The organism is Paracoccus sp. SJTW-4 (genome assembly GCF_047716885.1).
GTDB classification, from domain to species: domain Bacteria; phylum Pseudomonadota; class Alphaproteobacteria; order Rhodobacterales; family Rhodobacteraceae; genus Paracoccus; species Paracoccus solventivorans.
The window spans coordinates 3,293,427-3,314,860 of the sequence record NZ_CP136681.1; the positions used below are offsets into that span (position 1 = coordinate 3,293,427).

Below are 21,434 nucleotides of genomic sequence, written 5' to 3' on the forward strand. Positions count from 1 at the left end.
CCGGATGGTCCGGTGGACTGCTTTCAGCGAGGAAAGCCGCGGCAGCGGTCCGGGGCGGCGCGCCGATCCGGCGCCGGGGTCTTGGCGTCAGCGCTGCATGGGTATTTGGGCCAGAAAGAAGCCGATGCCGTTTCAAGGATGCCCGTCTCCCGGCCTTTCTTGCCCCGCGGGCGCCAGTCTTCTAGGACTGGTCGCGGCGGCCGCAGGAGCAGGGGATGACCGGGATGCAGGAAAAGCGCGTTCTGCTGATCGTGGGGGGCGGGATCGCCGCCTTCAAGCTGCCCGAGCTGGTACGGCTGCTACGCAAGGCCGGGATCGGGGTCACCACGGTGCTGACCGAGGGTGGCGCGCAATTCGTCACCCCGCTGACGCTTTCGGCGCTGTCGGGCGAGCTGTGCCATTCCGCGCTGTGGGACCTGACCCGCGAGGCCGAGATGGGCCATATCCAGCTGTCGCGCTCGGCCGATCTGGTGGTGGTGGCGCCGGCCACGGCGGATCTGATGGCCAAGATGGCCGCGGGGCTGGCCGGAGACCTGGCCTCGACGCTGCTGCTGGCCACCGACAAGCCGGTGCTGATTGCGCCGGCGATGAATGTGCGCATGTGGGACCATCCCGCGACCCGCCGGAACCGGCAGATCCTGCAAGACGATGGGATCAGCTTTGTCGGCCCGGGCGAGGGCGACATGGCCTGTGGCGAATGGGGCGAGGGGCGCATGGCCGAGCCGCAGGCAATCCTCGATGCGATCCTTGCGGCGCTGGGGGGCGGGGTCGAGCCGCCGCTGCGGTTGACCAGCGACCGGCTGCGGCTGACGCCGGAAGACGCGGCCCCGCCCGCCATTGCGCCGCCCGACGGGCCGCTGCGCGGGCGGCATATCGTGGTGACCTCGGGGCCCACGCATGAGCCGATCGACCCGGTGCGCTATATCGCCAACCGCTCCTCCGGGGCGCAGGGAGCGGCGATCGCGGCGGCGCTGCGCGATCTGGGGGCGCAGGTCAGTTTCGTGACCGGACCGGCCGCGGTGCCGCCGCCCCCCGGGGTGCAGGTGGTGAGGGTCGAAACCGCGGCCGAGATGCGCGCGGCGGTCGAGGCCGCCTTGCCCGCCGATGCGGCGGTAATGGCGGCGGCGGTGGCGGACTGGCGGGTGGTCAATGCCTCGGGGCAGAAGATGAAGAAGGACGGCAGCGGCCGGCCGCCGTCGCTGGAAATGGCTGAGAACCCTGACATTCTTGCTTGGGTCAGTCGCGCGGAACAGCGGCCTTCGCTGGTGGTCGGCTTTGCCGCGGAAACCGACAATGTGGTTGCCAATGCGGTCGCCAAGCGCCAGCGCAAGGGCTGCGACTGGATCGTCGCGAACGACGTCAGCCCGGGCTCGGGGGTTATGGGCGGCGCCGACAACACCGCGATCCTGGTGACCGCGGAGAATGTCGAGCACTGGCCAAAGCTGCCCAAGGCCGAGGTCGCGCGCCGCCTGGCCGAGCGTATCGCCGCACGGCTGGCCGAGGTCGCCGAATGAAGCGGGTCTATCTGGACTGGAACGCCACCGCGCCGCTGCGTCCCGAGGCGCGGGCGGCGATGGCCGATGCGCTGGAGGTGACCGGCAACCCCTCGAGCGTCCATGCCGAGGGGCGGGCGGCCAAGATGCTGCTGGAACGCTCGCGCGAGCAGCTGGCCGAGGCGCTGGGGGCGGCGCAGGCCGACATCGTGTTCACCTCGGGCGCGACCGAGGCGGCGGCGCTGGCGCTGTCGGGACGCGGGCTCGCCTGCGCGGGGATCGAGCATGACTGCGTGCGGGCGTGGTGCGACGAGACGCTGGTGACGGGCCCGGACGGGCAGGTCGCGGTGCCAGATCCTGCCCGCGCCACCCTGCAGCTGGCCAACAGCGAGACCGGGGTGATGCAGACCCTGCCGCAGGGGCTGGCGGCCAGCGACCTGACGCAGGGGTTCGGCAAGATCCCCTTTGCCTTCGACTGGCTGGGGATCCGCGCCGGCATGGTCAGCGCCCACAAGCTGGGCGGCCCCCGCGGCATCGGCGCGCTGGTGCTGGCGGCCGGAGAGGACCGCGAGGCGCTTTTGCGCGGCGGCGGGCAGGAAAGCGGCCGCCGCGCCGGCACCGAAAACCTGGCCGCCATCGCCGGGTTTGCCGCCGCCGCTGCGGCCGCGCAGCGCGACCTGGCCGGAGGAATGGCCGAGCGTCTGGCCGAAATGCGCGATCATCTGCTCGACAGGCTGGAAAATGCCGAGGGAATTACTATGTTTCCGGGGCGCGAATCCCCGCGCCTGCCGCAGACGCTGTCCATCCTGACCCCAGGGTGGAAGGGCGAGACGCAGGTGATGCAGATGGACCTGGCCGGCTTTGCCGTTTCCGCCGGGTCCGCCTGTTCTTCCGGCAAGGTCCGGGAAAGCGGGGTCCTGCGCGCGATGGGCGTGGCCGGCCCGGATGCCGGCTGCGCGTTGCGCGTCTCGTTCGGGGGAACGACGACGCTTGAGGATTTGGACCGCTTTGCCGACGCGTGGCTTGCCGCCCGCGCCCGCTGGCAAGGCAAGCAGGGAAGGTAGATATGACCGTTCAGGACGCGCCCGAGATCGAAGTCCGCGAAGGCGTTGACCGCGAGACGGTCGAAACCGTCGCGAGCATGGGTTCCTACAAATACGGGTGGGATACCGAGATCGAGATGGAATACGCCCCCAAGGGCATCAACGAGGACATCGTTCGGCTGATCAGCCAGAAGAACGAGGAACCCGAGTGGATGACCGAGTGGCGGCTGGCGGCGTTCCGCCGCTGGCAGACCATGACCGAGCCCAGTTGGGCGATGCTCAACTATCCCGAGATCGACTTTCAGGACCAGTATTACTACGCCCGCCCGAAAAGCATGGCGGTGCGGCCGAAATCGCTGGACGAGGTCGATCCCAAGCTGCTGGCCACCTATGCAAAGCTGGGGATTCCGCTGCGCGAGCAGGAAATCCTGGCCGGGGTCGAGGGCGCGGACGCCGCCCCCGCCGACGTGCGCAAGGTCGCGGTCGACGCGGTGTTCGATTCCGTCAGTGTCGGCACCACCTTCCAGGACGAGCTGGCCAAGGCGGGCGTGATCTTCTGCCCGATCTCGGAAGCGATCCGCAAACACCCCGAGCTGGTCAAGAAATACCTCGGCTCGGTGGTGCCGCAGTCGGACAACTACTTCGCCACCTTGAACTCGGCGGTGTTCTCGGACGGGTCCTTCGTCTATGTGCCGCCGGGCGTGCGCTGCCCGATGGAGCTGTCGACCTATTTCCGCATCAACGCCGAGAATACCGGCCAGTTCGAGCGCACGCTGATCATCGCCGACAAGGGCAGCTACGTCAGCTATCTGGAAGGCTGCACCGCGCCCAAGCGCGACATCGCCCAACTGCACGCGGCGGTGGTGGAGATCGTCATCCTCGAGGATGCCGAGGTGAAATATTCCACCGTCCAGAACTGGTTCCCCGGCGACGAGGAAGGCCGCGGCGGCATCTACAACTTTGTCACCAAGCGCGCCGATTGCCGCGAGCCGCGGGCCAAGGTGATGTGGACGCAGGTGGAAACCGGCAGCGCCATCACCTGGAAATACCCGTCCTGCATCCTGCGGGGCGAGGAAAGCCAGGGCGAGTTCTACTCGATCGCCATCACCAACAACTTCCAGCAGGCCGATACCGGCACCAAGATGATCCATCTTGGCAAGAACACCCGCTCTCGCATTGTTTCCAAAGGGATTTCCGCGGGGCAAGCGCAGAACACCTATCGCGGGCTGGTCTCGATGCACCCGCGCGCAACCGACAGCCGCAACTATACCCAGTGCGACAGCCTGCTGATCGGGGACCGCTGCGGGGCGCATACCGTGCCCTATATCGAGGTCAAGAACAGCTCCTCGCGCGTCGAGCACGAGGCCACCACCAGCAAGGTGGACGAGGATCAGCTGTTCTACTGCCGCGCCCGCGGCATGGATGAGGAAGAGGCGGTGGCGCTGGTCGTCAACGGCTTCTGCCGCGACGTGCTGCAGGCCCTGCCGATGGAGTTCGCGATGGAGGCGCAGGCCCTGGTCGCGATCAGCCTGGAAGGCAGCGTCGGCTGATGCGAAAGCCCTTGCCCCGCCATGCAGTCTGAGCCGGTCACCCTGCCGCGGCCCGAAACCACCGACGCGTCGTATTTCGACGTGGCGGCGGCACGGGCTGCGTTGGCCTCGGGCGCCGTGGTGGCGTTCCCGCCGCTGGACCTGGTGCATTGGGGCGGGATGAGCTTTGCGCTGAACTTCCGCCGCGACCCGGTGCAGGACGCCCTGCGTGCCGGCGGCTTTTACGAGGCACGCGAGCTGCGCGCGCTCAAGGGGCTGCTGGGGCCGGGGGCGGTGGTGGTCGATATCGGCGCCAATATCGGCAACCACGCGGTGTTCTTTGCTCGCCGGATGCGCGCCGCCCGCGTCATCGTGTTCGAGCCGAACCCGCTGGCGGCGGCGCCGCTGATGGCCAATGTGCTGCTGAACGGGTTGTCCGGGGTGATCTGCCTGGACCACCTGGGGGTGGCGCTGGGGGCGGTGCCGGGGCAGGGCTACGGGATGCGGCGCCACGACCGCAACCTGGGCGCGACCCGCCTGCGCCCGGCCGAGGGCAGCATCCCGATGCTGCCCGGCGACGCGCTGCTGGCGGGCGAGAGCCCCGATCTGATCAAGATCGACGTCGAGGGGATGGAGCTCGAGGTGCTGGAAGGCCTGTCGGCCACCATCGCCCGCGCCCGCCCGCTGATGCTGGTCGAGGTCGACGACGCCAATCTGCCCGGCTTTCTGGACTGGCAGGCCGCGGCAGGCTATCGCCCGCTCAAGGACTGGCGGGTCAGCAAGAGCAATGCGAATTACCTGATCGAATCCGCGCGGGATGACGCCCGCCTGACGTGACACCGGGGGCCGCAGCCCCCAGCCGGACCCGGACCGGCGCCGAGGAAAGGAACGACGATGCTGCAAATCAACAATCTCCACGTTGCGCTCGAGGACGAGGGCAAGCAGATCCTCAAGGGCGTGACGCTGACCGTCCCCGCCGGGCAGGTCCATGCGATCATGGGGCCGAACGGCTCGGGGAAATCCACGCTCTCCTATGTGCTGTCGGGCCGCGACGGCTATGAGGTGACCGAAGGCCAGGCCACGCTGGAAGGCCACGACCTGCTGGAGATGGAGCCCGAAGAGCGCGCCGCCGCCGGGCTGTTCCTGGCGTTCCAGTACCCGGTCGAGATCCCGGGCGTCGGCAACATGACCTTTCTGCGCACCGCCGTGAACGCGCAGCGCAAGGCCCGCGGCGAGGATGAGCTGTCGGCCGGCGAGTTCCTGAAGCTGGTGCGCGAACGCGCCAAGGCGCTGGACATCGACGCCGAGATGCTCAAGCGCCCGGTCAACGTTGGTTTCTCGGGCGGCGAGAAAAAGCGCAACGAAATCCTGCAGATGGCGATGCTCGAGCCGCGGATGTGCATCCTGGACGAGACCGACTCGGGTCTCGACGTCGATGCGATGCGGCTGGTCGCGCAGGGGGTGAACGCGCTGCGCGCGCCGGACCGCAGCTTCCTTGTGATCACGCATTACCAGCGGCTGCTGGACCATATCGTCCCCGACGTGGTGCATATCATGTTCGACGGGCGGATCGTGAAATCCGGCGGGCCGGAACTGGCGCTCGAGGTCGAGCAGAACGGTTACGCCGACATCCTGGCCGAGGTCGCAGATGCCTGAAGCGGCCTTGATCCAGACCCCCGCCGTCGAGGGCGCGCCGCGCCCCAGTCCCGCCGCCCAGCAGCTGCAGGCGCGGCTGGCCGCCACGCCGCGCCCGCGCGCCCGTGCCACTGACGCCGCCCGCACCGATGCGCTGGACCGGCTGAGCGCGCAGGGCCTGCCCGGCCCGCGCCATGAATACTGGCGCTATACCGACCCTGCGCCCTTCAACGCCGCCACCCCCGATCCGGTGCCGCTGGATGCGGTGACCGGCGATCCGACGCTGTTTGCCGGCGTGGACAAGCTGCGGCTGGTGTTCGTGGACGGGCGTTTCGACGCTGCGGCCTCGGATGATCTGTCGCTGGCGGGGGTCGAGATCGCGCCCCTGTCGCAGGCCGACGCCGAGCCCGACCACTGGGTCGGCGATGCCTATGGCGCGCTGGAAAAGCCGGGGCAGTCGCCGGTCGCGCGCCCGTTTGCGGCGCTGAACACCGCCATCGCCACCGACGGCGCGGTGATCCGCGTCACCGGGCAGGCGGCAAAGCCGGTGCAGATCCTCTATCGCCGTTCCGACCCGGCGGCGGACGTGACCATCCACCACGTGCTGCGGCTGGAAGCGGGTGCGGACCTGACCCTGCTGGAAAACGGGCTGGTGGGCGCGCGCGGCAATATCGTGATCGAGGCCGATCTGGCCGCCGGCGCCAAGCTGCATCACGTCGCCGCCCATCGCGCCGGGGTGCCGCGGGTGTCCAACATCCACCTGTTCGGCCGGGTGGCCGAGGGCGCCTCGCTCAAGTCCTTTGCGCTGTCGGTGGATGGGCGGCATCTGCGCACGGAATCGGTGATCGAGCTGCTGGGCGATGACGCGGTGGCCCATGTCGCCTGCGCGATGCTGGGCGACGGCGGCGCGGTCCATCAGGACGACACCGTGTTCATCACCCACACCGGGCTGCGCGGCGAAAGCCGGCAGGTGTTCAAGAAGGTGCTCAAGAACGGCGCCACCGGCGTCTTTCAGGGCAAGATCCTCGTCCGCCCCGGCGCGCAGAAGACTGACGGCTACCAGATCAGCCAGGCGCTGCTGCTGGACGAAAACAGCCAGTTCCTTGCCAAGCCCGAGCTGGAAATCTACGCCGACGACGTCAAATGCAGCCACGGCTCGACCACCGGCGCGCTGGATGAAACCGCGCTGTTCTACCTGCGCTCGCGCGGGGTGCCGCGGGAACGGGCGGTGGTGCTGCTGGTGCTGAGCTTCCTGGCCGACGCGCTGGAAGAGGTCGAGGACGAGGCGCTGCGCGCCGAGATCTCGGACCGGCTGGAAGAGTGGCTGACCGCCCGGGCTAGGGGCTGACCCATGGGGCTGATCCCCCGCATCCTGCTGACCTGGCGCGCGCCCGGCCGCGCGGTGCGGGGGGTGGCGCTGATGTCGGAACCGGCGCTGCTGGCGCTGCTGATCGGCACGATGGCGCTGTATTTCGTGGCGCAATGGCCAGCGCATGCACGGGCGGCGGCGCTGGATCCGTCGGTGCCGCTGCAGGCGCGACTGGGCGGCGCGCTGCTGGCCACGATGTTCCTGATGCCGCTGCTGGTCCTGGCGCTGGCCTGGCTGGCGCAGGGCGCCGCCCGGCTGCTGGGCGCCAGGCTGGACGGGCGGCAGTCCCGGCTGGCGCTGATCTGGGCCTTGGCGGCGGCGGTGCCGGTAATGCTGCTGCAAGGGCTGGTGCAGGGGTTCGTCGGCCCCGGCCCGGCCGTGACGGCGGTGAACATTCTGGCCGGCGCGGCGTTTCTGCTGTTCTGGATATCGGGATTGCGGGAACTCTCGGGCACCAGACGGCCCGCATGACGGCGGGCGGCATGAAGGCAGGCGGCATGATCGAACTGATGAGGCTGACGATCCGCAACCCGCTGGGCGGGTGGCTGGTGCTGGCGGCCCGGAACTGGACCCTCGCCGACCGCTGGGGGCTGGTGTTCGCGACCGCGGCCGCCTCGGCGATCCTGTCCTGGCTGGGGGCGCAGCTGCTGCCGGCGAGCGGGGGCGACGCCGGGCTGCTGGCGGTGCTGGCGGCGTCGCCCATGTCGATGGCGGGGGTGCAGGTGGCCTCGGCGGCGCTGGGCGCGTTCCTGCTGTCCGAGGTCGGCCGCGTCTTCGGCGGGACCGGGCGGTTTCCCGACGCGCTGCTGGCGGTCGGCTGGATCGAGGCGATCATGGTCGCCTTTCAGGTCGTGCAGCTGCTGGCGACGTTGATCCTGCCGCCGCTGGGCGCGCTGGTCGGCATCGCCTCGCTGCTGCTGGCCGCCTATCTGATGGTCGGCCTGACCATGGCCGTCCATGGTTTTCGCAACCCGCTGCTGGTGGTGATGGGGATTCTGGGCACGGTGATGCTGGCCAGCTTCCTGCTGTCGGTCCTTGCCGTCGCCCTCAACCTTTTTCCCGGGGGTCCGGCATGAGCTTCGACATCGACAAGGTCCGCGCGGATTTCCCGATCCTGTCCACGCAGGTGCACGGGCGGCCGCTGGTCTATCTGGACAGCGGCGCCAGCGCGCAAAAGCCGCAGGTGGTGATCGACGCGGTCTCGCGCGCCTATGCGGGGGAATACGCCAATGTTCACAGGGGGTTGCACTATCTGTCCAACCTCGCCACCGACCATTACGAGGCCGTGCGCGGGACCATCGCCCGCTTCCTCGGTGCGCGGGATGAAAACGAAATCATCTTTACCAGCGGCTCGACCGAGGGGATCAACCTGGTCAGCTATGGCTGGGCGGCGCCGCGGCTGCAACCGGGGGATGAAATCCTGCTGTCGGTGCTGGAGCACCACGCCAATATCGTGCCCTGGCATTTCCTGCGTGAACGGCAAGGGGTGGTGCTGCGCTGGGTCGAGCCCGAGCCCGACGGCAGCCTGCCCGCCGACAAGGTGCTGGAGGCGGTGGGACCGCGCACCAGGCTGATCGCCATCACCCATATGTCGAACGTGACCGGCACGGTGGTCGACGTCGGCGCCATCGCGCACGGCACCGACGTGCCGGTACTGGTCGACGGCAGCCAGGCCGCAGTGCACATGCCGGTCGACGTGCAGGCGCTGGGCTGCGATTTCTATGTGATCACAGGGCACAAGCTCTACGGCCCCTCGGGGTCCGGTGCGATCTGGATCCGGCCCGAGCGCCAGGCCGAGATGCGGCCGTTCCTGGGCGGCGGCGACATGATCCGCGAGGTCTCGCGCGATGCGGTCAGCTATGCCGACCCGCCCCTGCGGTTCGAGGCCGGCACCCCCGGCATCGTCAACCAGATCGGGCTGGGCGCGGCGCTGGACTATCTGATGGCGCTGGGGATGGAGAACATCGCCGCGCATGAGGCCGGGCTGCGCGACTATGCCAACGAACGGCTGGGCGCGCTCAACTGGCTGAATATCCAGGGGAATGCGCCGGGCAAGGGGGCAATCTTCTCGATGACGATGCAAGGCGCGCACGCCCATGACATCGCCACGATCCTCGACCAGCGCGGCATCGCCGTGCGGGCGGGGACGCATTGCGCCATGCCCTTGATGCAGCATTACGGGTTGGCGGCCTCGGCGCGCGCCAGCTTTGCGATGTATAATACCAGGGCCGAAGTCGATGCGCTGGTCGACGGTCTGAACTTCTGCCACGAGCTTTTCGGCTGAACTTAACCGAATCTTAGGCCGCGGCTGCTAGCGTCCCCCTTGTCTTGACGGGGAAAACCATGCGGCTGGTGGCATTGCTTTGGGCGGTCTGCGGCGTGCTGGCCGGCCCGGCATGGGCGTCGGGCGACCCCGCCGACCAGCCGGCCGCGGTCTGCGAATGGGCGGCGCTGACCGCCGCTGCGGAAACCGGGGTGCCGCCAGACATCATGGGCGCGTTGACCCTGACCGAAACCGGGCGCCGGCGTGGCGGCCTCGTCCGCCCTTGGGCGTGGAGCGTGAATGCCGAGGGCGCCGGCAGCTGGTTCGACGACCCGGCCGAGGCGCTGGCCTTTGCCGAAGATCGGGTCGAGGCCGGGCGGCTGAACCTCGACATCGGCTGTTTCCAGCTGAACTACCGCTGGCACAGCGCCAATTTCCCCTCGCTGGTGGCGATGTTCGACCCGCTGGAAAACGCCCGCTATGCCGCGCGTTTCGTGCGCGAGCTTCATGCCGAGCTGGGCGACTGGCGGCTGGCGGCCGGGGCGTTCCATTCGCGCACCCCGATCCATGCGACGCGCTATCTGGCGCGCTTCGACCAGCTGCGCGCCGGGCTGCGGGCGCGCGGGTTCGAGGGGCTGGCGGATGCGCCCGAAACCTACAACAGCTTTGCCATCGCCGCCCCGGTGGCGCCCGAAAAGGTCGCCCGCGCGCGCGAGCGGCTGACGCTGCTGGGCGCACCGCTGGGCTCGACCCGGACCGGCACCCCGGCGTCGCTGGCGGTGGTGGCGCAGGGGCGGGGGCCGCTGCTGGGCGGGGCGCGCGGGGTGCTGTTCGGCCGGCGCGAGGCCGAGCCGCCCGAGCTTCCGCCCGAACTTCCGGCCGGGATGCTGGATGAGCTTTAGTGTGGCGGGTGCCGCTCAGGCCAGCGATAGCGGAAACTCGATGGCGATCCTCATCCCCGAGCTGTCGAAGTCGCGGGTGAACCGCCCCTCGAGATCGCCCTCGACCAGCGCCTCGATCAGCTGCGAGCCGAAGCCGCCGGCGGGGGCCTCGGCGGAATCGGGGCAGGGGGCGGCGCCGGCCTCGAACCAGTCCAGCACCAGCCAGCGGCGGTTTTCGCGCGGCTCGACCCGCCACTGCACCACCGGGCCCGAGCCGCCGGCCCCGTGTTTCATGGCGTTGGTCCCCAGCTCATAGACCACCAGCCCCACCGCCTGCGCCTCGCGCCCGTCCAGCTGCACCTCGGGGCCGGACAGGATGCCGCCCGCCGGGCTTTTCCGGGCGATGCTGCCGATCTCGCCCTGCAGCAGCTCGCGCAGATCGGCCGAATCGCGCTGGCCGCGGGTGACGGCGTCCTGCGCCTTGGCCATCGCGGACAGCCGCGCGCCGAACACCTGCTCGAACTCTTCCAGATCCGCGGTGGAACGGGCGGTCTGCCGGGCGATCGCCTGGATCCGCGCCAGGTGATTCTTGATGCGGTGCTGCATCTCGCGCAGCAGCAGGGCGCGTTCCTCGGCCTGCTGCGCCGACTGGCGGGCGCTGCGTTCTGTCTCTGCCAGCGCCCGGAACAGCGTCAGCACCGCCGCGACCACCGCCAGCACCAGCAGCGCCGACAGCGCCCCGACGATGGCGCTGGCCCGGCGGTCGTCTGCCCCCAGGAACTCGGTGCGCGGGGTCAGGGTCACCTGCCAGCTGCGCCCGGCGATGTCGAATTCGCGCTGGACGCTGTGGCGGGTCAGCCGGTCGGGCAGCCCGGGGGGGTGGTTGTCGAACAGCGGCTGTTCGGGGGCCGCGCGGTCGATGGTGCGCAGCAGCACCGGGGGGTCGGGAAAGGTCTCGAGCACTGCGTGATGCAGGTCCCCGGCGCGGAAGGCAGCATAAACGAGCCCGCCCTGCTCCCGGGCCGGGAAATGCTGGAAAAGCCCTTCGCGCGTCGGGGTATAGATCAGGAAGCCGGCCTGTTTCTCGGCAGTGATCTCCTGCACCAGCTGGACGGGGCCGGTGGCGTGCGGCTCTCCGCTGGCCAGCGCCGCGGTGATCGCCTCTTGCCGGACCGGCTCGGAAAACATGTCATAGCCGATGGCGGCGCTGTTGCGCGCGTCCATGGGTTCCAGCAGCGCGATGGGCCCGATCAGGTTCTGGTCGCTGCGGGGATGGATCTCGATCGGCATTCCCTGGACCTGGGTGATCCGGGCGCTGGCGCGGCTGCTGTCGCCGACCGGGGTCAGGGCGGCGTAGCCGATGCCCTGGATGCCGCTGTAGTCGCGCTGCAGTGCCAGCCCGTCGACGAAGCGGCGGAACTCGGTGACCGAGACCGGCTGCTCGCTGGCATCGAAATGGCTGCGGGTGGCGCGCAGCAGCGCCAGATGCTGGACCATCCGCTGGTGGATGCGGTTGGCGACGGAATCGGCCAGCCGCTCGAAGCGGATGGCGGCGGCGCGGTTTTCCAGCCGCATGGTCGCTGCGGTCATGCCGAGACCCAGGGCCACGGTGAACAGCACCGCCACAAGCATCAACACGGTCTTGCGGGCGGAGGTCATGTCGGGGCCGGTATCCAAAGCAACGCAGCGTCGATGCCGGCAACGCGCCCGAAGCAGCACCGTGCCAGAAACCGTTCCTAGGCCGCGCAATGTTTTCTGTCCAGCGTGGCGAGGGCCGCGCAGCCTGCGCCGGCAGCGCCGTCAGGCGGCCGGGCTGCCGCCCGCGGTGCGCCCCAGCCCCGCCGCCAGATGGCCGGCGACGGTCGTGGCCAGCTCGGAAAGCGAGAACGGCTTGGCCAGGAACACCGCCCCCGGAAACGTCTCGCTGCCGGCGCCGGGGGGCGTCTCCATATAGCCGGACATGAAGATCACCGGGGTGTTCACGCGCTTGCGCAGCGCCTCGCGAACCCAGCTCGGACCGTCCAGCCCCGGCATCACCACATCGGTGACGAACAGGTCCACCTCCAGCGCTAGGTCGGCGAGGATCTCGAGCGCGCGCTCGCCGCTGTCGGCCTCGATCACCTCGTAGCCGTGCAGCCGCAGCGCTCGGCTGGCAAAGGCGCGGACCGGGGCCTCGTCCTCGACCAGCAGAATGGTGCGGCGGCGGTCGTCGGGCAGATCGTCGACCGCCGCGGCCTGGCGGCGGGCGGGTGCGGCGGGACGGGGGCGTTGGGCGGGGAAATACAGGGTGAATCTGGTGCCCTCGCCCAGGACGCTGTGGCAGAAGATATAGCCGCCGGTCTGCTTGACGATGCCATAGGCGGTGGACAGGCCCAGTCCGGTGCCCTCGCCCTGCTTCTTGGTGGTGAAGAACGGGTCGAAGATCTTGTCGAAGATCTCGGCGGGAATGCCGCTGCCCTCGTCGGTGACGGTGATCCGGACATATTCCCCCTTGGGGATATTCACCCGCTCGAGGGTCAGCCTCGAGTCGAGGGTGACGTTTTCGGTGCGGATCGCGATCTCGCCGCCGCCCGGCATGGCATCGCGGGCGTTGACCACCAGGTTCATCAGCACCTGCTCGAGCTGCCTTGCGTCGGCCCGGATCGGCCGCAGCGCCGGGTCGTGGGTGACCGTCACCACCGTCCGTTCCCCGACGAGCCGGTTGAGCAGATGGCTGAGATCCGACAGGGAATCGCGCAGGTCGATAAGTTCCGGGGTCAGCGTCTGCTTGCGCGAAAACGCCAGCAGCTGCCGGACCAGTGCCGCCGCGCGGTTGGCGTTCTGCGAGATCTGGTGCAGGTCGGCGTAATCGGGGTCGGCATGGTCGCGCTGCGCCATCAGCAGGTCGCAATGCCCGCTGATCGCAGTCAGCAGATTGTTGAAATCATGAGCGATTCCGCCGGCGAGCTGGCCAATGGCCTGCATCTTCTGGCTTTGGGTGAACTGCGCCTCGAGCGATTTCAGCGCGCTGACATCGGTCAGCACCGCGACCATCCGCTGGGGATCCGCGGTCGCGACCAGGCTGACCTGCAGGTCGCGCTCGACCTCGCCGCGGGTCTGGAGCACCTCGGCACGGCCATTGTCGCGGCCTTCATGCGCCTCGGCGATCCAGTCGTCGAGCGGGCGTCCCAGCCCGTCGATCAACGTCCCCAGGGGGCTGCCGGGCTGGACCGGGCCCAGCAGCGCCTCTGCCGCCGGGTTGGCCTCGATCACCCGGCCCTCGGGGTCGAATTCGAGAATCGCGATCGGCAGGTCCTGATAGCCGGGGTTTGTCGGCGGGTCCGCGGCTGCCGGCGTTGCTGGCGGCGGGGCAGGGACGGGCGCCTCGATCCGCCATAGTTGCAGCCGGGTTCCCGGAATGCGGCGGGCCAGCAGGCGGGTGCCGTCGGCCAGCGGCAGCTCGCACGGCCGCCCGTCCGCGACCCGCAGCAGCAGTTTCTTCGCCGTGGTGGCCGGGCTGGCGCGATGGCGGGACAGCAGGGCCGCCACATCGCGCCCCGTCAGGTCATGCAGCTGTTCGGCTTGCGGAGACTGGGCGCGGATCGCGCCCTCGGCATCGACGATCCAGGCGCAACCGGGCTGTTCGGCCAGCATCTGCCGCGAGGCGCGCAGCTGCCGGCGGGTGCGCGCGTGCTGCACCAGCTGCTGCCCGACCATCAGCCCGGCCAGCAGATACCAAGCCACCGCCACCGCGCCCCCGATGATCAGCACCCGCGGCGGAACCGCCTGCGGTTGCAGCGCCAGCCACAAGGCACCCAAGGCCATCGGCAGCACCAGCACGGGCACGGCCGCCAGCCCGCGGGAAAGCAGCAGTGCGTTGTCCTTCATCCCGGCCTCGTCCTTCGATTCGCCCCAGCATAGCGGACGAGGCGTTAAGCGGGGATTAACGCCCGAGCACCGCCAGGAAAAATCCGTCGCTTTCCGTCAGCGGCGACATCCGCCGACTGGTTTCCAGCCGGAAATCCGGGTGCGCGGCTAGGAAATCCGCGACCTGCGCCTCGTTTTCGGACCGCAGCAGCGAGCAGGTCATATAGGCCAGCCGGCCTCCGGGGCGGACATGAGTCGCGGCCCGGGTCAGGATCGCTGCCTGCGTGCGTTCCAGCGCGGCCAGAGCGTCGGGGGCCAGCCGCCATTTCGCATCCGGCGTCCGCCGCCAGGTGCCCGATCCCGAACAGGGCACATCCGCGACCACCATATCATAGAGCCCCTGCGGCCCCGAGGGATCGGCCAGCGCGATCCTCGCCCCGGCTCGCTCGGCCCGCCGGGGCAGGTCGCGCATCCGCGCCGGCGCCGCGTCCCAGGCGGTGACCTGCGCGCCGCGGGCGGCCAGCGCCAGCGCCTTGCCGCCCCCGCCCGCGCAAAGGTCGAGCACGCGCGTCCCCGGCGTCATCTCCAGCGCCGCGCAGGCGATCTGCGGCGACAGGTCCTGCAGCTCGACCAGCCCCTCGCGCCAGGCGGCCGAGGCTTGCAGCCGACGCTCGCCCGCGGTCACGCAAAGCGCGGTTTCACAGCGGGGATCGGTGGCGGTTTCGATCCCGTCCCGAGCCAGCGCCGACTGCGCCTGAGCTGCGGTTGCGCGGGCGAGATTGGCGCGCAGCCAGACCGGCGCCCGGTCGCGCAGGGCCAGCGCGACAGCGGTGAAGTCGGGGCCGAGATCCTGTTGCAATCGCAGAGAAATCCAGTCGGGCAGGTCCAGCGCCTCGGCCTCGGTCGGGGGGCGGCCGGCGGCGGTTTCCTGCGCGGTCAGCGGGGCGGGGCCGTGGCCGGTGCCGTCGAAGATCGTGGCGGGGTCCATCCCGGCTTCGCGCAGCGCCCCCAGGATCAGCGCCCGGCCGCTGTCGCCGCCCCCCAAAGCGGCCCGGCTGCGGCGGCGGCGCAGGGTCGCATACACCAGGTCGCGCACTGCCGCCCGGTCGCCCGAGCCGGCAAAGCGGCTGGCGCGGGCCCAGCGGGTCAGCTGCGCCTCGGCCGGGGCGCCGGCGTTGATCGCGTCTAGAATCTCGATGGCGGCGGCGGCGCGGGCGGCGGGGGTCATGGGGGGCAAATCGCTGGCATGGGGCGCAAGATGGCTGCACCGGCGTCCTGCCGCAAGCCGGTCAACGGTTTGTTAACTTCCGTCCTCTATGCAAATCCCGGGACGGGACTTGCGAGGACTGGCGCAGCAGGGCAAACAGGGATAGAACAGTTAAAGAACATGCGATTGTCTCCGGCCGTCGTTGTGCCGGGCGATGCCGCGCAATAAGGTGAAAGAAATGTCTGGGGCGAGCATTCTGAAAATGGACGACAAACGCAGCGCGGACCGGCAAAAGGCGCTCGACAGCGCGCTGGCGCAGATCGAACGGCAGTTCGGCAAGGGCTCGATCATGAAGCTCGGGGCCGACAACCCGGTGGCCGAGATCGAGGCGACCTCGACCGGCTCGCTCGGGCTGGATATCGCGCTGGGAATCGGCGGGCTGCCCAAGGGCCGCATCATCGAGATCTTCGGGCCGGAAAGCTCGGGCAAGACCACGCTGACGCTGCATGTGGTGGCGGAAGAGCAGAAGAAAGGCGGCGTCTGCGCCTTTGTCGACGCCGAGCACGCGCTGGACCCGCAATATGCCCGCAAGCTGGGCGTGAACCTGGACGAGCTGCTGATTTCCCAGCCCGACACCGGCGAGCAGGCGCTGGAAATCGTCGATACGCTGGTGCGTTCGGGCGCGGTCAGCTTGGTGGTGGTCGATTCGGTCGCGGCGCTGACGCCCAAGTCGGAAATCGAAGGCGACATGGGCGACATGCAGATGGGCAGCCAGGCCCGGCTGATGAGCCAGGCGATGCGCAAGCTGACCGCCTCCATCGGCCGCTCGAACTGCATGGTGATCTTCATCAACCAGATCCGCATGAAGATCGGGGTGATGTTCGGCAACCCGGAAACCACAACCGGCGGCAACGCGCTGAAATTCTATGCCTCGGTGCGGCTGGATATCCGCCGCACCGGCTCGATCAAGGACCGCGACGAGGTGGTCGGCAACACCACCAAGGTCAAGGTGGTGAAAAACAAGGTCGCCCCGCCGTTCAAGCAGGTCGAGTTCGACATCATGTATGGCGAGGGGATTTCCAAGGTGGGCGAGCTGATCGATCTGGGGGTCAAGGCCGGGGTCGTGGAAAAATCCGGCGCCTGGTATTCCTATGGCGACGAGCGCATCGGCCAGGGGCGCGAGAATGCCAAGCAGTTCCTGCGCGACCGCCCCGAGGTCGCCCATGCGATCGAGGACCGGATCCGCGCCAGCCACGGCCTGGATTTCGCCGCCGGCGCGGAGGAGGACGGCGCGCTGACCGAGGACTGATCGGCCCTCGCCCGAGGATCGGCCCTGTCGGGCTGGTCCACCGGGCCGCGAAGCCGGCCGGGAAAGCCCGGCTGCCGCCCGTCCCATTCTGGACAGACGGGGCGGGCGCGGCTATCTCTGCCCGGCAGCATTTCCCGCAGGAACACCCCATGGCCAGTCTGAACGACATCCGCTCGACCTTTCTCGACTTTTTCGACCGGAACGGCCACCGGCGGGTGGCCAGCTCGCCGCTGGTGCCGCGCAACGACCCGACGCTGATGTTCACCAACTCGGGGATGGTGCAGTTCAAGAACCTGTTCACCGGGCTGGAACATCGCGACTATACCCGCGCGACCACTGCGCAGAAATGTGTGCGCGCCGGCGGCAAGCACAACGACCTGGACAATGTCGGCTACACCGCCCGCCACCACACCTTCTTTGAAATGCTGGGCAATTTCAGCTTTGGCGATTATTTCAAGGACCAGGCGATCCCCTATGCCTGGGAGCTGCTGACCAGGGAATTCGGCATCCCGGCGGACAAGCTGCTGGTCACCGTCTACCACACCGACGACGAGGCTGCCGAGATCTGGAGGAAGGTCGCCGGCCTGCCCGACGACCGTATCATCCGCATCCCCACCAGCGACAATTTCTGGCAGATGGGTCCGACCGGCCCCTGCGGCCCCTGCACCGAGATCTTCTATGACCACGGCCCCGGGGTCTGGGGCGGCCCGCCCGGCAGCGCGGACGAGGATGGCGACCGCTTCATCGAGATCTGGAACCTGGTGTTCATGCAGTTCGAGCAGTTCGAGGACGGCTCGATGAAGCCGCTGCCGAACCCCTCGATCGACACCGGCATGGGGCTGGAGCGCATCGGAGCGCTGCTGCAGGGCAAGCACGACAACTATGACACCGACCTGATGCGGGCGCTGATCGAGGCCTCGGCCAACGCGACCAGCGCGGACCCTGACGGGCCGGGCAAGGTGCATCACCGGGTCATCGCCGACCACCTGCGCTCGACCAGCTTCCTGATCGCGGACGGGGTGATGCCCTCGAACGAGGGCCGCGGCTATGTGCTGCGCCGCATCATGCGCCGTGCCATGCGCCACGCGCATATGCTGGGCGCACAGGACCCGCTGATGCATCGGCTGGTGCCGGCGCTGGTCCGGCAGATGGGCGCGGCCTACCCCGAACTCGTGCAGGCCCAGCCCCTGATCGAAGAGACCCTGCGCGGCGAGGAGACCCGCTTCCGCCAGACCCTCGACCGCGGGCTGCGGCTGCTTTCGGACGAGCTGTCGCGCCTGCCCGAGGGCGCCGATCTTCCGGGCGAAACCGCGTTCAAGCTGTACGACACCTATGGTTTCCCGCTCGACCTGACCCAGGACGCGCTGCGCGAGCAGGGCCGCGCGGTCGAGGTCGCGGGCTTCGACGCCGCCATGGCCGAGCAGAAGGCCAAGGCGCGCGCCGCCTGGGCCGGCTCGGGCGAGACCCGCGACGCGGCGATCTGGTTCGACCTGGCCGACCGCTTCGGGGCGACCGAGTTCCTCGGCTATGACACCGAGCGGGCCGAGGGCGCCATCCTTGCGCTGGTCATCGACGGCGCCGAAGCCGAAGCCGCGGCCGAGGGCGACAAGGTCCAGATCGTGCTGAACCAGTCCCCCTTCTATGCCGAAAGCGGCGGCCAGGTCGGTGATACCGGGCTGATCAAGACCGAAACCGGCGCGGCGCGGGTCACCGACACGCGGAAATCCGGCAGTCTTTTTATCCACGTGGCCGAAGTCACCCTGGGCCGTCTGGAACGTGGCCAAGGCGCGGCGCTGTCGGTCGACAGCGCCCGGCGCGGCGCGATCCAGGCCAACCACTCGGCCACCCACCTGCTGAACGAGGCGCTGCGCGGCACGCTGGGCGAGCATGTGGTCCAGAAGGGCAGCCTCAACGCTGCCGACCGGCTGCGCTTCGACTTCAGCCACGGCAAGGCGCTCACCGCCGAGGAGCTGGCCGCGGTCGAGGCCGAGGTCAACGCGATCATCCGCCAGAACGTCCCGGTCGAAACGCGGGTGATGGCGCCCGACGATGCCCGCGAGATGGGCGCGCAGGCGCTGTTCGGCGAGAAATACGGCGACGAGGTGCGGGTGGTTTCGATGGGCCGGCGCGAGGGCTCGGGCAAGGGCGCCAATCGCGACATCTATTCGATCGAGCTCTGCGGCGGCACCCATGTCGGCCGCACCGGCGATATCGGCGCCTTCGTGCTGCTGGGCGACAGCGCCTCGGCGGCGGGGGTGCGGCGGATCGAGGCCCTGACCGGAGAGCCGGCGCTGGCGCATCTGCGCGATATCGAGCGGCAGCTGACCGAGATCGCGGGGATGCTGAAGGCGCAGGCCGGCGACGTGGTGCCGCGGGTCAAGGCGCTGATCGACGACCGCAAGGCGATGCAGAACGAGATCGCCCAGCTCAAGCGCCAGCTGGCGATGGGGGGCGGTGCCGAGGCCGCGCCCAAGGAGATCGCGGGCGTGCAGCTGATCGCGCGGCGCGTCGACGGGGTGTCCGGCAAGGAGCTGGGGGCGCTGGCCGACCAGATGCGCGCCGGTCTGGCCAATGGCGCGGTGGTGGTGATGACCGAGGACAACGGCAAGGCCACGGTCGCCGCCGCGGTGACGCCCGAGCTGTCGCAGCGGATCAGCGCGGTGACGCTGGTCCAGGCCGCGGTTGCGGCGCTTGGCGGCAAGGGCGGCGGCGGCCGTCCCGACCGGGCGCAGGGCGGCGCCCCCTCGCTCGCGGCGCTGGACAAGGCGGTCGAGGCGGTCGAGCGGGCGATCGCGGACGCGGCCTGACGCGGCTTCGGGGGCGGAGTGATCCGCCCCATCGCGCAGATGTGTCCTTTCCTGCCGGCGTCCCGCGGCGAAAAACGGATGAAATCCGGGCGCTTGCCTGCTAGATTTTGGAAAAACCGGCTAGAGGGGCAGTGAAATGTGTCGCTGGGCGGCCTATCTGGGCAGGCCGATCTATCTGGAAGATATCGTCAGCCGGCCGGGGCATTCGCTGGTGCGGCAAAGCCACGGCGCGACGCGATGCGCGACCTCGGTCAATGCCGACGGCTTCGGCCTTGCCTGGTACGGCGACCGCGAGGAACCGGGGCTTTACCGCGACGTGATGCCGGCCTGGTCCGACCCGAACCTGCGCAGCCTGACCGCGACGGTGAAATCGCATCTGTTCATGGCGCATGTCCGCGCCTCGACCGGCACCGCGACCAGCCGCAACAACTGCCATCCGTTTGCGGTTGGCCGCTGGTGCTTCATGCACAACGGGCAGTTCGGCGGCTATGATTCCTGGCGCCGCTCGGCCGAGCTGCTGATCCCAGACGATGCCTATGGCCACCGCAAGGGCGCCACCGACAGCGAGGCGCTGTTCCTGTGCGCTCTGGGCGAGGGGCTGGCGCAGGATCCCGGCGGGGCGCTCGCCCGCGCCACCGCCCGGTTCGAGGCGCTGGCCCGGCAGCGTGGAACCGCGCCGCATGTGCGGCTGACCTGCGCCTTTTCCGACGGGGTGCGGCTTTACGCGGCGCGCTATGCCACGGACGACCAGGCGCCGACGCTTTACTACCGCTGGTCGGAAACGCGCCACGGCTGGGCGGTGGTATCCGAGCCACTGGAAAGCGACGAACTCGACTGGTCCGAGGTGCCGCCGGGATCGCTCTGCACCTTCGAGGGCGAATCGGTGACCATCGCGCCCTTTGTGGTGGAATCAGACCGGCTCGCTGCCTGAGCCCGGGCCGATCACCCCGCGTCGGCCGCCGGTCTGCGCGCGGTCGAGCAGCAGCTGGTCAAGGATGACGCAGGCCGCCATCGCCTCGGCCACCGGCACCGCGCGGATGCCGACGCAAGGGTCGTGGCGCCCCTTGGTCACCAGGTCGATCTCGCGCCCCGCGTCGTCGATGGTGCGGCGCGGGGTCAGGATCGAGCTGGTCGGCTTGACCGCGAACCGCACCACGATGTCCTGCCCGGTCGAGATGCCGCCCAGGATGCCGCCGGCGTGGTTCGACAGGAACTGCGGCCCCTCTGCCCCCATGCGGATTTCGTCGGCATTGTCGGTGCCGCGCAGCGCCGCCGCCGCCATCCCCTCGCCGATCTCGACCCCCTTGACCGCGTTGATCGACATCACCGCGGCGGCAAGATCGGTGTCGAGCTTGGCATAGACCGGCGCCCCCAGCCCCGGGGGGCAGCCGCGGATCAGCACCTCGACCGCGGCGCCGATGCTGTCCTGCTCTTTGCGGATCCGGGACAGGTACTCGGCCCATTCCGCGACCGCAGCGGCATCGGGCAGGAAGAAATCGTTGCGCTCGATCTCGGCCGCGTTGAAGCGGCTGCGGTCGAGCGTCAGCTCGCCCATCTGCACCATATAGCCCAGGATCGACAGCCCCGGCGCCAGTTCCGCCAGCACCGCGCGGGCCACCGCCCCGGCCGCGACCCGGGCCGCGGTTTCCCGCGCACTCGACCGCCCGCCGCCGCGATAGTCGCGGATGCCGTATTTCAGGTGATAGGCGATGTCGGCGTGGCCCGGCCGGAACGCCTGCGCGATGTCGCCGTAGTCGCGCGAACGCTGGTCTGTATTCTCGATCATCAGCTGGATCGGCGTGCCGGTGGTCCGTCCCTGAAACACCCCCGACAGGATGCGCACCTGGTCCGGCTCTTGCCGCTGGGTGGTCATGCGGGACTGCCCCGGCCGCCGGCGGTCAAGGAAGGGCTGGATTGCCGCCTCGTCCAGCGCGACTCCGGGCGGGCAGCCGTCCACCGTCACCCCCAGCGCCGGCCCGTGGCTTTCGCCCCAGGTGGTGAAGGTGAAGATGCGGCCGAAGCTGTTGAAACTCATGCGTTATTCCACTTGCC

At 69.5% G+C, this 21,434-nt stretch carries 17 protein-coding genes; 13 read left to right on the forward strand and 4 right to left on the reverse strand.

What is annotated here, in order from left to right:
• Positions 1 to 224: 224 nt before the first annotated feature.
• The 10 genes from RSP45_RS16095 to RSP45_RS16140 are packed head-to-tail and all read left to right on the forward strand — an operon-like array spanning position 225 to position 10,234.
• A complete protein-coding gene (locus tag RSP45_RS16095) occupies positions 225 to 1,514 on the forward strand; it encodes a bifunctional phosphopantothenoylcysteine decarboxylase/phosphopantothenate synthase (RefSeq protein WP_415394097.1) in 1,290 nt (429 codons plus the stop codon).
• Positions 1,511 to 2,557 carry a cysteine desulfurase family protein gene (locus RSP45_RS16100; protein WP_415392708.1) on the forward strand — a complete coding sequence of 349 codons (1,047 nt, stop codon included), beginning with the start codon at positions 1,511 to 1,513 and terminating at the stop codon, positions 2,555 to 2,557. The genes RSP45_RS16095 and RSP45_RS16100 overlap by 4 nt, the downstream gene beginning before the upstream one ends.
• Positions 2,558 to 2,559: 2 nt before the next feature.
• On the forward strand, positions 2,560 to 4,086 hold the full coding sequence (gene sufB, locus RSP45_RS16105) for a Fe-S cluster assembly protein SufB (protein WP_415392709.1): 1,527 nt from the start codon (positions 2,560 to 2,562) through the stop codon (positions 4,084 to 4,086).
• A 21-nt stretch (positions 4,087 to 4,107) separates the two neighbouring features.
• On the forward strand, positions 4,108 to 4,902 hold the full coding sequence (locus RSP45_RS16110; protein ID WP_415392710.1) for an FkbM family methyltransferase: 795 nt from the start codon (positions 4,108 to 4,110) through the stop codon (positions 4,900 to 4,902).
• 57 nt (positions 4,903 to 4,959) lie between these two features.
• On the forward strand, positions 4,960 to 5,721 hold the full coding sequence (gene sufC / locus RSP45_RS16115) for a Fe-S cluster assembly ATPase SufC (protein ID WP_303729798.1): 762 nt from the start codon (positions 4,960 to 4,962) through the stop codon (positions 5,719 to 5,721).
• Positions 5,714 to 7,048, forward strand: a complete 1,335-nt coding sequence (locus RSP45_RS16120) for a SufB/SufD family protein (protein WP_415392711.1) — start codon at positions 5,714 to 5,716, stop codon at positions 7,046 to 7,048. The genes sufC and RSP45_RS16120 overlap by 8 nt, the downstream gene beginning before the upstream one ends.
• A gap of 3 nt (positions 7,049 to 7,051) precedes the next feature.
• The gene (locus tag RSP45_RS16125) at positions 7,052 to 7,540 is read left to right on the forward strand and encodes a hypothetical protein (protein WP_415392712.1); all 489 of its coding nucleotides are present in this window, start codon (positions 7,052 to 7,054) and stop codon (positions 7,538 to 7,540) included.
• Positions 7,541 to 7,566: 26 nt separating this feature from the next.
• The gene (locus tag RSP45_RS16130) at positions 7,567 to 8,145 is read left to right on the forward strand and encodes a Yip1 family protein (RefSeq protein ID WP_415392713.1); all 579 of its coding nucleotides are present in this window, start codon (positions 7,567 to 7,569) and stop codon (positions 8,143 to 8,145) included.
• Positions 8,142 to 9,353, forward strand: coding sequence for a cysteine desulfurase (locus RSP45_RS16135; protein WP_415392714.1), 1,212 nt, complete (start codon positions 8,142 to 8,144; stop codon positions 9,351 to 9,353). Before RSP45_RS16130 ends, RSP45_RS16135 begins: the two co-directional genes overlap by 4 nt.
• 44 nt (positions 9,354 to 9,397) lie before the next feature.
• Positions 9,398 to 10,234 carry a hypothetical protein gene (locus tag RSP45_RS16140; protein ID WP_415392715.1) on the forward strand — a complete coding sequence of 279 codons (837 nt, stop codon included), beginning with the start codon at positions 9,398 to 9,400 and terminating at the stop codon, positions 10,232 to 10,234.
• Between the two features lie 15 nt (positions 10,235 to 10,249).
• Here RSP45_RS16140 and RSP45_RS16145 read toward each other — a convergent pair whose 3' ends face one another.
• The 3 genes from RSP45_RS16145 to RSP45_RS16155 form a co-directional block, all read right to left on the reverse strand.
• Positions 10,250 to 11,872 carry a CHASE domain-containing protein gene (locus RSP45_RS16145; RefSeq protein ID WP_415392716.1) on the reverse strand — a complete coding sequence of 541 codons (1,623 nt, stop codon included), beginning with the start codon at positions 11,870 to 11,872 and terminating at the stop codon, positions 10,250 to 10,252.
• Positions 11,873 to 12,013: 141 nt separating this feature from the next.
• Positions 12,014 to 14,080 (reverse strand): ATP-binding protein, encoded by a 2,067-nt coding sequence (locus RSP45_RS16150; RefSeq protein ID WP_415392717.1) that lies wholly within the window; start codon positions 14,078 to 14,080, stop codon positions 12,014 to 12,016.
• Between the two features lie 55 nt (positions 14,081 to 14,135).
• Positions 14,136 to 15,287 (reverse strand): RsmB/NOP family class I SAM-dependent RNA methyltransferase, encoded by a 1,152-nt coding sequence (locus tag RSP45_RS16155; RefSeq protein ID WP_415392718.1) that lies wholly within the window; start codon positions 15,285 to 15,287, stop codon positions 14,136 to 14,138.
• A gap of 217 nt (positions 15,288 to 15,504) precedes the next feature.
• Here RSP45_RS16155 and recA point away from each other — a divergent pair, with 217 nt between their 5' ends.
• From recA to RSP45_RS16170, 3 genes are all read left to right on the forward strand, one after another.
• Entirely contained in the window at positions 15,505 to 16,575 is a 1,071-nt protein-coding gene (gene recA / locus RSP45_RS16160) for a recombinase RecA (RefSeq protein WP_415392719.1), read from the forward strand.
• Positions 16,576 to 16,724: 149 nt separating this feature from the next.
• The gene (alaS, locus tag RSP45_RS16165) at positions 16,725 to 19,382 is read left to right on the forward strand and encodes an alanine--tRNA ligase (protein ID WP_415392720.1); all 2,658 of its coding nucleotides are present in this window, start codon (positions 16,725 to 16,727) and stop codon (positions 19,380 to 19,382) included.
• A 136-nt stretch (positions 19,383 to 19,518) separates the two neighbouring features.
• A complete protein-coding gene (locus tag RSP45_RS16170) occupies positions 19,519 to 20,313 on the forward strand; it encodes a class II glutamine amidotransferase (RefSeq protein ID WP_415392721.1) in 795 nt (264 codons plus the stop codon).
• Here RSP45_RS16170 and aroC read toward each other — a convergent pair.
• A complete protein-coding gene (gene aroC, locus RSP45_RS16175; RefSeq protein ID WP_415392722.1) occupies positions 20,293 to 21,417 on the reverse strand; it encodes a chorismate synthase in 1,125 nt (374 codons plus the stop codon). The genes RSP45_RS16170 and aroC overlap by 21 nt on opposite strands.
• Between the last annotated feature and the right edge of the window lie 17 nt (positions 21,418 to 21,434).

What these genes read in the sequence shown, in the direction of transcription:
- aroC (WP_415392722.1), bottom strand. Translation starts at nt 21,417, where the DNA reads ATGAGTTTCAACAGCTTCGGCCGCATCTTCACCTTCACCACCTGGGGC.
- alaS (WP_415392720.1), top strand. Translation starts at nt 16,725, where the DNA reads ATGGCCAGTCTGAACGACATCCGCTCGACCTTTCTCGACTTTTTCGAC.
- RSP45_RS16135 (WP_415392714.1), top strand. Translation starts at nt 8,142, where the DNA reads ATGAGCTTCGACATCGACAAGGTCCGCGCGGATTTCCCGATCCTGTCC.
- sufB (WP_415392709.1), top strand. Translation starts at nt 2,560, where the DNA reads ATGACCGTTCAGGACGCGCCCGAGATCGAAGTCCGCGAAGGCGTTGAC.
- RSP45_RS16150 (WP_415392717.1), bottom strand. Translation starts at nt 14,080, where the DNA reads ATGAAGGACAACGCACTGCTGCTTTCCCGCGGGCTGGCGGCCGTGCCC.
- RSP45_RS16095 (WP_415394097.1), top strand. Translation starts at nt 225, where the DNA reads ATGCAGGAAAAGCGCGTTCTGCTGATCGTGGGGGGCGGGATCGCCGCC.
- RSP45_RS16120 (WP_415392711.1), top strand. Translation starts at nt 5,714, where the DNA reads ATGCCTGAAGCGGCCTTGATCCAGACCCCCGCCGTCGAGGGCGCGCCG.
- RSP45_RS16170 (WP_415392721.1), top strand. Translation starts at nt 19,519, where the DNA reads ATGTGTCGCTGGGCGGCCTATCTGGGCAGGCCGATCTATCTGGAAGAT.
- RSP45_RS16155 (WP_415392718.1), bottom strand. Translation starts at nt 15,287, where the DNA reads ATGACCCCCGCCGCCCGCGCCGCCGCCGCCATCGAGATTCTAGACGCG.
- RSP45_RS16125 (WP_415392712.1), top strand. Translation starts at nt 7,052, where the DNA reads ATGGGGCTGATCCCCCGCATCCTGCTGACCTGGCGCGCGCCCGGCCGC.
- sufC (WP_303729798.1), top strand. Translation starts at nt 4,960, where the DNA reads ATGCTGCAAATCAACAATCTCCACGTTGCGCTCGAGGACGAGGGCAAG.
- RSP45_RS16110 (WP_415392710.1), top strand. Translation starts at nt 4,108, where the DNA reads ATGCAGTCTGAGCCGGTCACCCTGCCGCGGCCCGAAACCACCGACGCG.
- RSP45_RS16130 (WP_415392713.1), top strand. Translation starts at nt 7,567, where the DNA reads ATGATCGAACTGATGAGGCTGACGATCCGCAACCCGCTGGGCGGGTGG.
- recA (WP_415392719.1), top strand. Translation starts at nt 15,505, where the DNA reads ATGTCTGGGGCGAGCATTCTGAAAATGGACGACAAACGCAGCGCGGAC.
- RSP45_RS16100 (WP_415392708.1), top strand. Translation starts at nt 1,511, where the DNA reads ATGAAGCGGGTCTATCTGGACTGGAACGCCACCGCGCCGCTGCGTCCC.
- RSP45_RS16145 (WP_415392716.1), bottom strand. Translation starts at nt 11,872, where the DNA reads ATGACCTCCGCCCGCAAGACCGTGTTGATGCTTGTGGCGGTGCTGTTC.